At 56.7% G+C, this 14,302-nt stretch carries 15 protein-coding genes, 2 pseudogenes and 1 other annotated feature; of the genes and pseudogenes, 11 read left to right on the top strand and 6 right to left on the bottom strand.

Features of this window, described 5'->3' with window-relative positions:
* The first annotated feature begins 72 nt into the window (after positions 1-72).
* A pseudogene (locus OMP38_RS27650) lies at positions 73-1,648 on the top strand (ABC-F family ATP-binding cassette domain-containing protein).
* Positions 1,649-1,751: 103 nt separating this feature from the next.
* On the opposite strand, the gene OMP38_RS27655 reads toward OMP38_RS27650, so the two are convergent.
* The gene (locus OMP38_RS27655) at positions 1,752-2,384 is read right to left on the bottom strand and encodes an NAD(P)H-dependent oxidoreductase (protein WP_277567952.1); all 633 of its coding nucleotides are present in this window, start codon (positions 2,382-2,384) and stop codon (positions 1,752-1,754) included.
* A 133-nt stretch (positions 2,385-2,517) separates the two neighbouring features.
* Here OMP38_RS27655 and OMP38_RS27660 point away from each other — a divergent pair, with 133 nt between their 5' ends.
* The 3 genes from OMP38_RS27660 to OMP38_RS27670 all read left to right on the top strand — a co-directional run bounded on the left by OMP38_RS27660 (position 2,518) and on the right by OMP38_RS27670 (position 3,695).
* Positions 2,518-2,877: a winged helix-turn-helix transcriptional regulator gene (locus OMP38_RS27660; protein WP_277567953.1), complete on the top strand. Its 360-nt coding sequence runs from the start codon at positions 2,518-2,520 to the stop codon at positions 2,875-2,877.
* A 92-nt stretch (positions 2,878-2,969) separates the two neighbouring features.
* Entirely contained in the window at positions 2,970-3,200 is a 231-nt protein-coding gene (locus OMP38_RS27665) for an effector binding domain-containing protein (protein WP_277567954.1), read from the top strand.
* Between the two features lie 99 nt (positions 3,201-3,299).
* Positions 3,300-3,695 carry a VOC family protein gene (locus OMP38_RS27670; protein WP_277567955.1) on the top strand — a complete coding sequence of 132 codons (396 nt, stop codon included), beginning with the start codon at positions 3,300-3,302 and terminating at the stop codon, positions 3,693-3,695.
* Positions 3,696-3,800: 105 nt separating this feature from the next.
* On the opposite strand, the gene OMP38_RS27675 is transcribed toward OMP38_RS27670, so the two are convergent.
* Positions 3,801-4,781 (bottom strand): vWA domain-containing protein, encoded by a 981-nt coding sequence (locus OMP38_RS27675; RefSeq protein ID WP_420869774.1) that lies wholly within the window; start codon positions 4,779-4,781, stop codon positions 3,801-3,803.
* A 144-nt stretch (positions 4,782-4,925) separates the two neighbouring features.
* Positions 4,926-5,311 (bottom strand): annotated as a pseudogene (locus tag OMP38_RS27680) (VWA domain-containing protein); the annotation flags it as partial.
* A gap of 320 nt (positions 5,312-5,631) precedes the next feature.
* On the opposite strand from OMP38_RS27680, the gene OMP38_RS27685 reads away from it, so the two are divergent.
* Positions 5,632-6,024, top strand: a complete 393-nt coding sequence (locus OMP38_RS27685) for a VOC family protein (RefSeq protein WP_420869758.1) — start codon at positions 5,632-5,634, stop codon at positions 6,022-6,024.
* Positions 6,025-6,071: 47 nt separating this feature from the next.
* Positions 6,072-6,363, top strand: a binding site (T-box leader).
* 116 nt (positions 6,364-6,479) lie between these two features.
* Positions 6,480-7,445, top strand: a complete 966-nt coding sequence (trpS, locus tag OMP38_RS27690; RefSeq protein WP_277567958.1) for a tryptophan--tRNA ligase — start codon at positions 6,480-6,482, stop codon at positions 7,443-7,445.
* A gap of 39 nt (positions 7,446-7,484) precedes the next feature.
* Here trpS and OMP38_RS36285 read toward each other — a convergent pair whose 3' ends face one another.
* Genes OMP38_RS36285 through OMP38_RS27700 form a run of 3 tightly spaced genes read right to left on the bottom strand, consistent with a single transcriptional unit; the run spans position 7,485 to position 9,854 of the window.
* On the bottom strand, positions 7,485-7,787 hold the full coding sequence (locus OMP38_RS36285) for an alpha-L-rhamnosidase C-terminal domain-containing protein (protein WP_420869759.1): 303 nt from the start codon (positions 7,785-7,787) through the stop codon (positions 7,485-7,487).
* The gene (locus OMP38_RS27695) at positions 7,702-9,108 is read right to left on the bottom strand and encodes an alpha-L-rhamnosidase-related protein (RefSeq protein WP_277567959.1); all 1,407 of its coding nucleotides are present in this window, start codon (positions 9,106-9,108) and stop codon (positions 7,702-7,704) included. Before OMP38_RS27695 ends, OMP38_RS36285 begins: the two co-directional genes overlap by 86 nt.
* Positions 9,060-9,854 carry an alpha-L-rhamnosidase N-terminal domain-containing protein gene (locus OMP38_RS27700; protein ID WP_277567960.1) on the bottom strand — a complete coding sequence of 265 codons (795 nt, stop codon included), beginning with the start codon at positions 9,852-9,854 and terminating at the stop codon, positions 9,060-9,062. The genes OMP38_RS27695 and OMP38_RS27700 overlap by 49 nt, the downstream gene beginning before the upstream one ends.
* Before the next feature lie 124 nt (positions 9,855-9,978).
* Between OMP38_RS27700 and OMP38_RS27705 the strand changes: the two genes are divergently transcribed.
* The 5 genes from OMP38_RS27705 to OMP38_RS27725 all read left to right on the top strand — a co-directional run bounded on the left by OMP38_RS27705 (position 9,979) and on the right by OMP38_RS27725 (position 14,297).
* Positions 9,979-10,872: an AraC family transcriptional regulator gene (locus OMP38_RS27705; protein WP_277567961.1), complete on the top strand. Its 894-nt coding sequence runs from the start codon at positions 9,979-9,981 to the stop codon at positions 10,870-10,872.
* A 126-nt stretch (positions 10,873-10,998) separates the two neighbouring features.
* On the top strand, positions 10,999-12,396 hold the full coding sequence (locus OMP38_RS27710; RefSeq protein ID WP_277567962.1) for a cache domain-containing sensor histidine kinase: 1,398 nt from the start codon (positions 10,999-11,001) through the stop codon (positions 12,394-12,396).
* 15 nt (positions 12,397-12,411) lie between these two features.
* Complete coding sequence (locus tag OMP38_RS27715) at positions 12,412-12,777, top strand: sensor histidine kinase (RefSeq protein WP_338130676.1); 366 nt, start codon at positions 12,412-12,414, stop codon at positions 12,775-12,777.
* 13 nt (positions 12,778-12,790) lie between these two features.
* Entirely contained in the window at positions 12,791-13,438 is a 648-nt protein-coding gene (locus OMP38_RS35190) for a response regulator (RefSeq protein WP_338130677.1), read from the top strand.
* The gene (locus OMP38_RS27725) at positions 13,356-14,297 is read left to right on the top strand and encodes a hypothetical protein (protein WP_338130698.1); all 942 of its coding nucleotides are present in this window, start codon (positions 13,356-13,358) and stop codon (positions 14,295-14,297) included. Before OMP38_RS35190 ends, OMP38_RS27725 begins: the two co-directional genes overlap by 83 nt.
* The last annotated feature ends 5 nt before the right edge of the window (positions 14,298-14,302 follow it).

Raw genomic sequence — 14,302 nt, forward strand, 5'->3', positions numbered from 1 at the left:
TACCGGAGAAGTAACCGTGCAGCGGGAATGGTATAATCACGCTAGCGGTTGGAAACCGGAAGGGTGATTGCCATGAGCGTGATTCGTTTGGAGAACGTCACGAAGAAGTATGAAGCGTCCATGATCTTTCGCGATATTTATTTTCGTGTGATGCAAGGGGGAGCGTATCGGTCTCATCGGGCGGAACGGCGCCGGCAAGTCGACGGTATTTAAGCTCATCATGGGCCAAGAAGAGCCGAGCGCCGGCCGCGTAGAAATAGATCCTCAAGTGCGCATCGGGTATTTCTCGCAATTCTCGGAATTGCGCGGAAGCCTGTCCGTTCAGCAAGAACTGGAAGCGTGCTTCGAGCAAGTTGCTCTTATCGAGCGCGAGCTGCAAGAGGTCGGAAATAAGCTGGGCGTCGTTGCCGACGATACCGAAATGGACGGACTGCTCGCAAGGCAGGCGGAGCTATTCGAGCAGATGGATCATCTCGGCGGCTGGAACGTGTCCGTCGAGATCGACACGGTGCTAACGAAGCTGGGGTTCAACGACAGATCGCGTCATCAGCCGATCGATGCGTTGTCCGGCGGCTGGCGCAACCGCGCGGCGCTCGCGAAGATGTTGATCGAGCTGCCCGACGTCGTGCTGCTCGACGAGCCGACGAATTACTTGGACATGGAAGGCATCGCCTGGTTAGAGCAGTGGCTGTACCGGTTCAAGGGTGCCATGATCCTGGTGTCGCATGACCGGCAATTCATCGATAAAGTCGTCACGCGTACGATCGAGATCGAGAACTATCATTTTCAAGAATACGAAGGCAACTATTCGGATTACGTCCGCAAGAAAAAGATGCGGAAGAAGGAGCTGGACCGACAGTTCGAGTGGGAGGAAGAGCTGCTGCTCATGGAGTCCGAGGCGATCGACGACCGCGCGAACCGGAAGTCCAGCTCCAAGGACCGTCTCTCGCGCAAGCTGGCGGACAACAAGAAGCGGATCGAGCCGCATCCCGTTAACGTGCTGATCACCGATATTTACGAGAGGCTGCGCTTCCCGGACAAGCTATGCGAAGTAAAGCGAATCGGGCAGACCTACGAGGGTCGGCAGATCTTCGAGAACGTGAGCTTCGATATTCAGAAGGAAGATCGTCTGGTCATCGCGGGACCGAACGGAAGCGGCAAGTCCACGCTTATCAAGGCGCTCACCGGGGCGGAGAAGCCGGAGTCCGGAGAGGTAATCTGGGAAAGGGGCGTCAGCCACGCCTACTTCAACCGAATGTGGGAGGAGCTCGATCCCAAGGATACCGTGAGCCACGCCGTGAATACGTACGGACTGGGACTGGATGCCCCGCGCAAAAAGGTGAACAAATTCCTGGCGATGCTGCAATTCTCGGAAGCGGATCTGAGCAAGGCGATCGGCCATCTGTCCGGCGGACAGAAAGCGCGGGTGGCGCTGGCCAAGTGTCTCCTCTCGGGCGCGGCAGTGATCATCCTGGACGAGCCGACCAACCATTTGGATCTCACGAGCATTCAAGTCATGGAGCAAGCGCTGATCCATTTTCCCGGCGCCGTCATCACGGTAAGCCACGATCGCTTCTTCATCGACAAGATCGGGACGAAGATGCTGACCTTCGATCCGGTAACGGGCGTGACCGAGCAGCGTCTGTAGGGTCGTAGGCGGCAGAAAGGCGTCCATCCCGCATCGAAAGAAAGGAAAGGCTACAACCCGGCCGTAACCGGATTGTAGCCTCTTTACGATTGCGGGCGCCCCATTAGAAGCGTTTGGCCGCTTCCCTGGCATGCGCGATCGCTTTTTCTTTTACCGATACCGCCTGATCGGATAATGCCGTTCCTTCCACGAAAATAGCCTCGACCGATTCAACCCCATAGAATCGTAATACCTTCGTCAAATAGCTGTATCCCATCTCGAGTTGAGCGAAAGGACCCGTCGAATAAACCGAACCGCTAGCTTGGATGTGCAAGGCTTTCTTGCCCGGTAATAGGCCTACGGGGCCTCCTTTGGTATATTTGAACGTTTTCCCCGGAATGGAGGTCGCATCCGTATAAGCTTTCAACACCGGCGGGAGCGAGAAATTCCACATCGGGGATACATATACATACTTATCGGCGGTCACGAATTGATCGACGACTTCCTCAAGACGCTTTACTTTGGACTTCTCGCCGTCAGATAGTTGATCGAACGCCGAACCGGACCGAAGCTTTTCCCAACCGCGCAATACGTCGGCATCGAAAGGCGGAATGTTCTCTTTGTACAGATCGAGATGAACGACCTCGTCTGCCGGATTTTCTGCGCTATACGCTTCAATAAATGCTTTTCCTACCGCGAGGCTATAAGATGCCTCATGATCCAGCGGATGCGCGGTGATGTACAGTACAGTTGCCATGAATCAAACTTCCCTTCTGTAATCGGAGTCTTAACTCTTCCTGAGGTGATCATATTATATTAACTTACTTATGTTAAGTAGGCACAAATATGTGGTATAGTATGAAAAAAGGTACTGTAAAGGGGAGCGATGCATGCAAAAGAACCCGGGCCAATGTCAGTTCGTCGTGGCGATGGATTCGATCGTCGGCAAATGGAAGCCCACGATCCTTTACCATTTGCTTCAAGGCAAACCTTTGCGGTTCAATGAGCTGCGGAGATTGCTGCCCGATATCACGCAAAGGATGCTAACGCTCTATCTGCGTGAATTGGAGGAGGAAGAGATCGTGAAGCGAGTCGTGTACCCGCAGATCCCGCCGAAGGTGGAATACTCGATCACGGAGTACGGCATGAGCCTGTCTCCGGTTCTGGAGATGCTGCATCGATGGGGAGTGGCCCATATTGAGCGGAAGCGTCTTAAAGAGGCGGAAAATGAACGTACGAAAACGGACTAGCATTCAATATCATGCAAGTCCGTTGTCGTTAAAGAGGCGTGAACAGGCTGCAGTCGCATGCAATCTCTCTAGCGACCGCAGTCTCGTCTTCGATGGCGGCGATCAGGGCCGTAGGCGGCGCGATCCCGCGTCCGACGAGCGACTGGATGGCCTCGTACCTGCTGTTCTCCTGGAAGTCGCCTTCCAGCACCCAGTGGGCAGAGATCTGGCAGTGGTCGCAGCAAGCCGGCAACGAGCGGACCTTTACGGGCGATTTTGAGCATTATGGCCCTCATGTCGATCCGAAAGACGGACAGGTAGAGATTTATATCGCGATCTCCTGATCCATGCGAGATTGAAGATCAATGACAAATCAGGATGTTCAAAGTTAATTTGTGGTATTCTCGAAAGTGAGCGGGAAACTGATAAAGGAGCTCTTTAAGATGAGAATGCAATTAGAAGGGATTACCGTACTGTCCGACGATGTGTCCCGTTTGGCCCATTTTTATCGTGAAGCGCTTGGACTTCATAGTGTCGTTGTGGAAGATCATTACGTTGAATTCGCCAATGACGGCATTCGCTTCGCGATTTGCGCCAAGTCATTGATGGCTGACAATACAAACGGGCATCATTCGTACAAGGAAGCGAACAAGGGACAGGCCTTTGAACTGAATTTCCAATGCGAGTCGCCCGAAGCTGTCCGGGTTATGTTTGAGGCGATTGTCTCTAAGGGGGCCCAGTCGATCGCGGAGCCGAAGTCGATGGACTGGGGGCATACGACGGGATTCTTCGCGGACCCGGATGGCAATATTCATTCTCTGTTTGCTGTAAATGCATAATAGTGACAGCCGAACTAGAGGAAAACGATAAAAAAAGGCCAGCCGTCCTTGGGGGGACGCTGGCCTGCTGACGCATACAAGATATTCGAACGCAAAACGCGAGGTCTACTTTCCCCGGACCTCCATGAACGCTTTCACCAAGTCCCCAAACTCCTCCTGCCGCTCGCTGGCCGCGTGCTTTTCCGCCATCGCGAGAACCTGCTGAAGCCGGCTCTCCCCGACGCCTTCGCTGTCCTTCATGATCTTGGCGAATTCGGCGACGGCCGCGATGAACAAGGTAGCGTCGGACAGCTCGCCGGAGGGACCGATCGTGGCGCTCGACTCCCGCGATCGATTATTGTTGTCCACGTCCTTGTACCGAATCGTGACCTTGCCCCAGGACTTGGAGGCGCCGTCCTTTAATTGAAGCTCATAGAGCGCGGTAACGGAGTGCCCGGCCCCGACTTCGCCGCCGTCTACTTTGTTGTTGCGGAAATCTTCATCCGCGACGGCGCGGTTTTCATAGCCTAGCAAGCGATAACCCTTTACTTGCGCGGGATCGAAGTCGACTTGAATCTTGGCGTCCTTGGCGATCGTCTGCAGCGTCCCGGTCAGCTGCTCCTGGAAAACCTTCTTCGCCTCGTCGATGTCGCCGATATAGGCGTAGGCGCCGTTGCCTTTGTCGGCCAGCTGCTCCATCAGCACATCGTTATAATTGTCCATGCCGAAGCCGAACGTACTAAGATACACGTTCCGCCCGGCGTAGTCTTCGATCGTAAGGAGAATGCCTTCGGGTCCGGTCTCGCCGATATTGGCGACGCCGTCGGAGCACAGAATGACGCGGTTGATCGCATCCTCGTCGTCATTGAGCTTACTTGCCATTTTGTAACCCAACAACAGTCCCGCTTCCGCATTCGTCGAGCCTTCGATCTGAATATTGTCGATGGCGGACAGAATCGTATCCGCCTCCTCGACGGATGTGGGCTCCAGAACCGTACGCGCCGTCGAGCCGTACACGACGATGCCGATCTTGTCGTTGGGCTTCAGCTGATTGACCAGCAGCGCCAGGCTTCGCTTGACCAGTCCGATCCGGTTGTCTTGGTCCATAGAGCCGGACACATCGATGACGAACGTCAGATTCGCTCTTTTCCGCTCCTCCGATTCGATCTCCTTGCCTTTGATGCCGATCCGCACGAGCTGCGTGCCCGCTTCCCCGAACGGAGAAGGGCCGGCGTCGACATGGATGGCGAACTTGTCGTCTTTGGGCGGCGCGTCGTTCAAGTCGAAGTAATTAATGAACTCTTCCAGCCGGATCGCCTCGGGGGCGGCACGTTCCCGTCCTCGATATATCTCCTCGCCAAGGTATAAGAGCCCGTATCCACATCCATCGCGAACGTAGATAGCCGATCGTCTGCCGTAGACACATAGGGATTGGTGCCGTAATCTTGAAAAAACATATCGTAGGGTGCGGAGGAGGGCGGGGCTGTCGCGCGGGACGCTTCCGCTGCCTTGGATTCGGCTCCGGATACCGACTGCGGCGCGCTGTCATTTGATGAATCGTAATCGCTGCTTGAACTGCATCCTGCGACTAGCGCGCCAAGCAAAAGCACCAACCCCAAGCTCATTCTTCTTCTCATCCTCAACACCCCCGATAAATTGTGCAGCGCTTCCTTTTATTCAATGCGGTTCAATCGCTTAATGTTACAAAAATATTACAATCACATTTCTGTCGTGTAACGCAGCGATTGGTATTTAGACGATCCAGGTCAAGGCAATGTTGCAAGGGATGTAAAAATTATCCGTTAAAATGAAGGATGTTCCGAGGCGATGTCATGTTAAAATAAGGAAGCTGTGCAGCTAACGCAAGTAAAGCTTGCAGCTGCGTTTGAGAAAACCAAGGAGGCCTAACTCATGAAAATCCATCGCATCGACCACATCGGCATCAACGTCAACGATCTTGTCGCGGCCAAAGCTTTTTTTCGTCGAATTCGGACTTGAGGTACATGGGGAATGGGAAGCGGAGGGCGCTTGGCTGGATGTGATCGTCGGGCTTGAAAACGTGAAGACGTCCTGTGTCGCGCTGCGGTCGCCGGACGGCCAGACGTGGCTGGAGCTGGTCCGGTATATCCATCCAACGGATGAAAACGGCATTCAGCAAACGCATTCGAATACACTCGGCATCCGTCATATTTGCTTTGCCGTCGATGATATCGAAGCGCTCGTCGACAAAATGAAAAAGAAAGGCATGGAAGCCTTTAGTGAGATACAGAATTATAAAGATATCTATAAGATGTGTTATGTCCGCGGGCCGGAGGGCATTATTCTGGAGCTGGCGGAGCGGATTAACTAATGCGGATTGCTGGCCGCATCCCTTTATGTTAAAATCTCCCTCATATCACAATAACGCAGAAGAAGGGTAAGTAGGCATACAGAATGGACTTGCAGAGAGCCGGTGGTTGCTGCGAACCGGTGTCCAGCGTATGTTCGAATGGCCTTCGGAGTTGCTTCCCAGAACCATTGGATATGGAATGCAGTAGGGGAATGCCGGGTATCCCGCCGTTACCAAGGGAGCGGTATCGAGATCTGACTGTATGGATCTCCGCACCGTACAGAGCCGATCGGATCGTTCGCGCAGCATGCGCGACGGTACGTTCATTTAAGGTGGTACCACGATAACTTCGTCCTTATTGGATGAAGTTTTTTTGATTTTAAAGGGGGTGATGGCCATGGAAGATGGTTGGTGGTGGCGCTGGATGATCCGAGGGTTTCGTATTGCATTATCCAAATTAAGGAGCGTGTTATTCAATGACAGAACGGGTACTGACAGGAGATCGCGTTACCGGCAAGCTTCACCTTGGCCATTACGTCGGCAGTCTCAAGAATCGCGTGGCTCTGCAGCAACAATATGAAACGTATATCCTTCTGGCGGATGTGCAAGCGTTAACGACGCACTTCGACAAGCCGGATCTCATCAGAAGCCATCTGCGCGAGGTGGCGCTCGATTATTTGGCGGTCGGCATTGATCCGGATCGCGCAACGATCTTCGTCCAGTCCATGATTCCGGAGATTGCGGAGCTAACCGTATTGTTCTCCATGTTCGTCACGGTCAATGCGCTGCGCCATAACCCGACGATCAAGTCGGAGTCCAAGAACAGCGGCTTGGACGATATGTACTACGGCTTTCTGGGTTATCCGGTCAGCCAGACGGCCGACATCGCCTTTTGCAAAGCGACGATCGTTCCGGTCGGGGACGACCAACTGCCTCATCTGGAACAGTCGCGAAAAATCGTGCGCCGGTTCAATGAACTCTATAAGCCTGTGCTCGTAGAACCGCGGGCGCTGATCAGCGAAACGCCTAGGCTGGTGGGGACCGACGGCAAAGGAAAAATGAGCAAAAGCCTAGGCAACGCCGTCGCGCTGGATTCCTCGACGGAAGAGATCGCGTTTAAAATCCAAAGAGCGACCACCGATCCGGGGCATCCGGAAGTCTGCCCGATTTACGCTTATCATCAAGCGTTCAGGCTGGACGAAGCGCCAGAAATTCGCGAGGGCTGCGAAAAAGGGACGATGGGGTGTTCCGCATGCAAGGGGCAGATCGCGCTCGCGCTAGAACAGCTTATTGAGCCCATGCGGGAGCGCAGGTCTTATTATGCCGCGCGGCCGGATACCGTTGATGATATCTTGATTAGCGGTACCCGGCGCGCTCGCAGTATCGCCCGGGACACGATGGGAGAGGTTCGGGAGGCGATGAGCCTTAACTATTTCGACTGAGCCGAATCCGAACTGGCTGTACGCAAGCGGCGATGGCCCCTATCGCAGCGGACAACTAAAGCGAACCTCTTTCCCGCCTTGAAGCACATGCACGGACCGGTCCGGCAGGACCACCTCGAGCCGCGACTCGACCGGGGCGGATACGGTCATCGTAAACTGTCTCTCTTCACCGATCTCCCAGGCGACGCTGACGACACCCTTCGGCGTCGCGACGTCACCGGACGCGCGCGTCAGGTAGCCCGGCTGCGGCGCGATTCTAATCGTGCCACAGCCGGGAGCGGCAGGGGCGACGCCGAGTATCCGGGCGCTGAATTCGTAGAGAGGGACGGCGCCCCCAAGCATGGCAATCGCTTCGCTGGCTCACCGGATCCTCCACCCATGAGGTGAGTCCCAGCGCGGCCAGGTCTCTCCAGATGTCCCACAGCTCGAAGGATCGTTCGTACGCGTCGGCGCGCTCCAAAGCCCGGAACAGGAAAAAGGACATGGCGTAGGACACCTTGGCCAGCTGCCGGTTTTCCAGCGTGCGCGCCATCAACTGCTTGGCGGCTTCGCCTTGAACCGCACCCGCGAGCACGGCCCAGATCTGCGCATGCTGGCTGTAAGCCTCGATCCCGGGCGCGTCCTGATACAGTCCGAGCGTCGCCGAATAGCTGGTGCGATTAACGGTCCGTATCAGATCCTCGGCGCGGGACCTGTATTCGTCGCCGCCGTCTTTTCGGCCCAGCGCGTCCTGCAGCTCGGCCGCCAGTTTCAACGAGGCGGCGTACATTAGATTGTAGATGATATTGCTGCCCTGCCGCGAAGCCGTCGGCACGCCCTGCAGCTCCCGCCACTCTTCGACCCAGTCCACGTAAGACCAATAGTTCGAGGGCATCGGACCCAACAGGCCGTCGGCATCCAGCTTTTGATTGAACCATTCCAGTACGCCGTCGATCGTAGGCATGTACGTCCGGACCAGCGACAGATCCCCGAAGTACAGGTAATGGTCATGGACCATCATGATCCAGTGCAAGGAAAAGCCGGGGATCACCTGCGGCAGCATCGACGGGTATCGGCTTTGGAGCATGCCGTTCGGCAGCCTGGAGCTGTGGAAGTCGAACATCGCCTTCCGGGCCAGGCGGTCGTCGCCGCTCAGCTGGTAGGTGAACAGAATCTGCAGCCTCGTATCCATCGCGTATTGCAGCTGCTCGTAATACGGACAATCCTCGTACGTGTCGTGCATGCAGCGTCTCAGCGTGTTGACGCTGATGTCCCAGAGCGGCTGCAGGCCGGCATCCGAGCTGGAGAAGCTGGCTTTGACCGCCAATGGATAGCCCGTTTCCCTGTAATCAAACGATAGGACGGTCAGCGGTTCCTCGGCCGTCTCGATCTCCAGCGCCACGTACCGGAACGTTCGGAACAAGAACGGTTCGTACGCTTCCGGCCGCTCCGCCGTACCGTATCCGCCTGCTTCATAGCGATCGAAGACGCCGATCAGCGTGCCGGCGGCATCGTCCCTGACGCCTTTGACATAGGTGCCGGACGTCTCGTCGTATTGCCGATAGCATTCGGCGTAGAGCAGCTTCGCCTTGGCGTTTTTTCCGCCGGCCATCGCTAAGACGGGATAGCCGGTAGTCAGCTCGCCCGCGTCAAGCTCGAGGACGACGCTTTGGCGGGGGGCCAAGCGTGAAGGGACGCTTCAAGCCGCCCGTACCGACCTGCGGGCCGAGGTCGGTACGGCTGGTCTTCGTCACCGCCGCAAAGGCGCGCTCCCCCCTCGTAGAGCGTCGGAATATCGCGAGGCGTCAGCGTCCAGGGATTTAACTGGCCGTAGACCGGATCCTCGTACGGGCTCACCTCCGCGGCAGTGTGCCAGTCTGCATCCGCATAGTCCGCCGTCGTCCAGCCCAGCATGCGCTGCTTACCGGCCGCGTTTTCCGTACCGCCCGCGAAGCCCGTCTCCCAGTCGGTCACCTCGAAGACGATGGCCGTCTCTTGCAGACAACGCCAGCGCTCGTCGGTATGCAGCTTGACCATCGTTCTGCCTTCCCGATCGATGACCTCCCCGGACAGAAAAAAACCTCCGCGGTTCGCTCTCCAGACGGATATGGGCCCCTCCATGCCATGAAAGTGAACGACGCGGGCGGCAATCGCGTTGCGTCCTTCGCGCAGGTACGGGGAACAGTCGACCTCCTCGTAATATTGGGTATGGCTGTCTCCCTTGCCGGGTCCCCGCGATACCGGAACGCCGTTGACGTACAACCGGTAGCGGCTGTCCGCGGACACCCTTAGTCGCAGCGCGGCATCTTCGGCATTTTCCAATTCGAAGCTTCTTCGGAAATAGACTTGCTCCTGCAGCCCTTTTCCTTCGATGATCTGCTCTTCCTGCAGCCAGATCCACCGGGTTTCCTTCATGGCGTCGTCGCTCAATCTCTTCGGCCTCCGGATTGTTAAATTTTATAAATAATATAAACTAGGCTTGAGCTGAAAACGTAGGTTTAACCGGACGAAATACAGGGCGTATTCGGACATTAAGTCACGGAGGAGTGAGTCTTTGAGCATCAGAACCGTCGTGCTGACGACGCGCGCAGCCGGCTATTTGTCGCAGGAGCAACCGATCTTTATCAATCGGGTGCAGGAGTCGTTCGAGATGTCGGAGCACAATCACGAGTTTATGGAGATCAACTTCGTGAGCGAGGGAACCGGTTTTCAGTACATCGAGGGGCAGACCTTGCCGGTGACGAAAGGCGATTTGTTTTTTCTGCCGACCGGCGCGTCGCACGTTTTCCGCCCCTCGCACGCAAGGCCCGAATCCGGCCAACTCATCGTGTACAACTGCCTGTTCGACGGCGCGTTTAGCCGTTCGCTTCGCGGCTTTTTCGCGGAGGACCCCGAGATGCTCGCGTTTATGAGCGCGCCTTATCCCGAACAGCCCTGGATGCAGGCCAAGGATAAGGACGGCGCTTTTCAACGCATATTCAATACGCTCTTCGAAGAGAGCAGAGCGGGACGGCCGGACTCGCTCAGTCTCATGCAGGCCGAGCTGATCAAGCTGCTGCTGCTCCTTCGGCGCATCGCCAAGATCGGCGATCTGCCCGAGGCGGCGAGAGCCGGCGAAGACACGCTCGCTTCGATGCTGGATGCGCTCCGCCGGGACCCGGCGCGGCCGGTCCGCATGCGCGAGATGGCGGCGAGAGCGGGATTCAGCGAACGGCAGTTCCGGCGCCGGTTCGCCGCGCGTACGGGCATGAACTATAGCGATTACGTGAACAAGCTGCGCATTGAGCGGTGCTGCGAGTTGCTGCTTGCTACGAACGAGAAGATTGAAGCCGTCGCAAGACGCGCAGGCTATGTGGATATGAAAAGCTTTCACCGAATGTTCAAACGCGTCACGGGGCTGGCGCCCAGGCAGTATCGGCACGCATATGGATCAACGATGTACCAGTAAAGGACAAGATCCTCTTATACCAGCCTATCGAAAGATACCGTATGTTTAAGGGTAACTTGAATGCCGGCGAGGTGAGGGGATACGAGAGCCGCAATCCGTTCGATCCGCTTGGGCTACAAAAAATCCGTGCGGTACCGGTTGACGCTTTTTTTTATTCTGGCGATCCTGCCGCTGATCCTGGTCAGCCTGTACTCGATCGGGAAGTCCCAGCGCATCCTCGAGGAGCAATCCGGCGAACAGACGCGGGCGGCGATGGCGTCTTCGCTCGCTTATATCGATCAATTCATGTCGAGCATGAACCACTTGTCCCTGTTGATCTCGAACGACGCCGAGCTGAACGAGCTCCTGCGTCCGGATGCCGATCCCTCCCAGCAGATCATCGACGCGCAGCAAATTTTGAGGAGGCTAAAAAATTTTTTATTGGCGGAAAAGTCGATATCGGATCTATGGATTCTGGACGCCGATATGGGGCTGGTGCTGTCCGTCCAGGACGGGGGCAAACGAATCGATTATAAAAATCGGGATTGGTATCGTCTGACCGTCGAAAATGCGGGAGGCCCGGTTCTGCTAAGCAACTGGAATGCGAAAGTGCCCGATCCGCCGGGCGTCTACGATCCGCTCGACCTTCCGGACAGCATGACGATTACGCGCGGGATGTCGGCCAATTCGCTTCGACCCAGCCCGCATGCGCTCGGCGTTACGATCGAATTGAGCACGTTCGTCGACTTCGCCAAGGAGCTGCTAAAGGGAAATGACGCCAGCCTGTATCTGATGAACGCGAATCAGGAGTTGATCGTATCGTCCAACGGCGATTCGGCGATTCCGTACGATATCCCCGACAACGACCAGGCTTACTTCGAGAGACGCGACGCCGCGCTGGACCGTTCGATGTTCGTGACGAAGGTTCGTTCGGACGAATCCGGATGGTCCATGGTACTCGCGCAGCCCAAGCGCAATCTGACCGAAAAGTCGAGCCTGCTTCAGCGGTTCATCTACGGCGTGATCGGGATCAGCTGCCTGCTCGCGCTCAGCATCGCATGGATCGTCTATACCGGCATTTCCGCGCCGCTGCGCAATTTGCTGTCCGGTATCCGGGAGCTCGCGCGCGGCAACCTCAGCGTGCAGCTCAAGCATGACAGAGTCGACGAATTCGGCGCGCTGACCGAATCGTTCAATATGATGGCGGAGCAGCAAAAGCGGTATGTCGACGATATCTTCGAGCATCAGGTCGAAAAGACGCGAACCGAGCTGAAATTTTTGCAATCACAAATCAACCCGCATTTTCTGTACAACACCCTCGATTCCATCCATGCAAGCGCCGTAAATTACGATGCCGACGAGATCTGCGAGATGGTGCTGTGCCTCTCCAGCTTCTTCAGGCTAAGCCTGAATAAAGGCCGGGAAAGCTTCACGCTGGCGGAGACGGTCGAGCATCTGGGCTATTATATTCGGATCCAGGAGCTGCGGTTTACGGACCACTTCCAATCTCGGCTGGATATTCCCGACGATTGCAAAGACTTGTAAGTCCTGAAGCTGATTTTGCAGCCGTTGGTTGAAAACGCAGTCATTCACGGGCTCGAAAAATCTCCGCCGGGCGGGAAGCTGATCGTATCGGCAAGGCGTGCGGAAAACCTGCTGTATCTGAGCGTTTACAACAGCGGGCGGCTGATCGAGCCGCAGCAGCTGAAGCGCATTCAAGAAGCGCTTGCGGAGATCACCACCGCGTATCTTGAAAAATACAAGCCGTCGCCGGATTACTTCGGCATGCTGAACGTGCTCTGCAGGCTCAAGCTCTATTACGGAGACGAAGCCGGGATGCGAATCGAGAGCAACGAGGAGGAGAGGACGAAGGTTACGATCTGGCTGCCCCTGGACGCTTGCCTGGGTCCTACGCCGAACAAATAAGGAGGACGATGACATGTACTATCTGATGATCGTGGAGGACGAGCTCAAGCTGCAGAACAACCTGGCTTACAACATGGGCTGGGAAGACCACGGCATCGAGGTCGTAGGCGCCGCTGCCAGCGGGGAGGAGGCGCTGCTCCTGATCCCGCTGAGAAAGCCGGATCTCATGATCATCGATATCGAGATGCAGGGGATGGACGGTCTGCAGCTGATGCAGGCCGTGCGCGAGATCGATCCGGACATCCGCTTTATCGTGCTCAGCGGGCACGATGACTTCGAGTTCGTGCAGAAGGCGCTTCGCTGCAACGCGGACAACTACCTGCTCAAGCCCGCGGGGAATCCGGACGTCGTCGCGGCGGTGCTCGAGTCGACCGAACGGATCAAGGCGGAGAGGGCGCAAAAGTACGGCATGGAGCTGCTCCAGCGAAGGTGGAAAGAGCACTTGCCTGAGCTGCAAAAAAAGCTTTTTGCAGCGTTGGGTGAAGGGCTCCGCCACGGATGCGGACATGGAGAAGGCCGCGGACGAATTCATGCTGGCGCCGCTCTCCGAGCCGGACAGGCTCTACTTGGTCGCGGTCGTGGACCTGGACCCGGCCGCGGAATCGCCGTCGGGTTCGATTTCGGCTTCGGCGGAGACGGAGATGGAGCGGGAGCCGGATAAAGAGCGGGATCCGCAGTGGCTGCAATCGTCGCTGCATACTTTGGTCGCGGCTTATTTCGAAGGATCCGGCTGTTTTTCGTTTATGGATGAGAACGGGGCGACGGTGGCCGTCTTCCCCGGCGCCGGCGAGGATGAGGAGCAGTGGCTGTACCGGATCAACATGGGCATCGTGAAGCTCCAGGAAGTCGTCCTGGATTGCCTGAAGGCCACGGCGAGCGCGGGGATCGGGCGTCCGGCGAAGCGCGGCGGCGTTCACGTATCGTACCGTCAGGCGAAGAGCGCGCTGCTGGAGCGGTACATGTACGGGCACAACCTGGTTATCCCCTTTGAGAACGGAGGCGCCGGCCCGAAGGAGGAAGCCCTGCTGCCTGACGCGGAGCTGGAGCGCCGGCTGCTGCTCTCGCTGGAGTCGGGCGACGCCGCCAAGGCGCATCAGCTCGTCATGCAGTGGTACAAGAGCTGCTGCGAGCCCGCCTCCTCGGCGGAACTTTTGCTCGAGCCGGTGCTGTTCATGCACAGCTTGCTGACCCGCTACATCCATGCGCAGGGGTGGTCGGTTCGGGGCGTCGCCGCCCAGGAGCTGGCGGCCATCCGCGACCCGGACGAGCTCGCTCGCCAAGAGCATCTTGCGGCCTGGGCCGGAAGAGCAATCGACAAAATACTGGCGTATGCGGACAAACAGCGCGTATCCAAGCGTCATCGGTTCATTGACGAGCTGATGGCCATCGTCGAGCAATCCCTGGACCAGGATATCGGCCTGCACGAGATCGCCGACCGCCTGTACGTCAGCCCCCCCGTATCTCAGCAGATTGTTCAAGAAAGAAACCAAAATGACCTTTTCCGCCTATATTCACGATAAAAAAG

The sequence above is a fragment of the Cohnella ginsengisoli genome, assembly GCF_029525555.1.
Classification (GTDB): domain Bacteria; phylum Bacillota; class Bacilli; order Paenibacillales; family Paenibacillaceae; genus Cohnella; species Cohnella ginsengisoli.

Coding starts and splice junctions, on each gene's coding strand:
- OMP38_RS27655 (WP_277567952.1), bottom strand. CDS start 2,384: ATGGCAACTGTACTGTACATCACCGCGCATCCGCTGGATCATGAGGCA.
- OMP38_RS27660 (WP_277567953.1), top strand. CDS start 2,518: ATGCAAAAGAACCCGGGCCAATGTCAGTTCGTCGTGGCGATGGATTCG.
- OMP38_RS27665 (WP_277567954.1), top strand. CDS start 2,970: ATGGCGGCGATCAGGGCCGTAGGCGGCGCGATCCCGCGTCCGACGAGC.
- OMP38_RS27670 (WP_277567955.1), top strand. CDS start 3,300: ATGAGAATGCAATTAGAAGGGATTACCGTACTGTCCGACGATGTGTCC.
- OMP38_RS27675 (WP_420869774.1), bottom strand. CDS start 4,781: ATGGACCAAGACAACCGGATCGGACTGGTCAAGCGAAGCCTGGCGCTG.
- trpS (WP_277567958.1), top strand. CDS start 6,480: ATGACAGAACGGGTACTGACAGGAGATCGCGTTACCGGCAAGCTTCAC.
- OMP38_RS36285 (WP_420869759.1), bottom strand. CDS start 7,787: ATGCTTGGGGGCGCCGTCCCTCTCTACGAATTCAGCGCCCGGATACTC.
- OMP38_RS35190 (WP_338130677.1), top strand. CDS start 12,791: ATGTACTATCTGATGATCGTGGAGGACGAGCTCAAGCTGCAGAACAAC.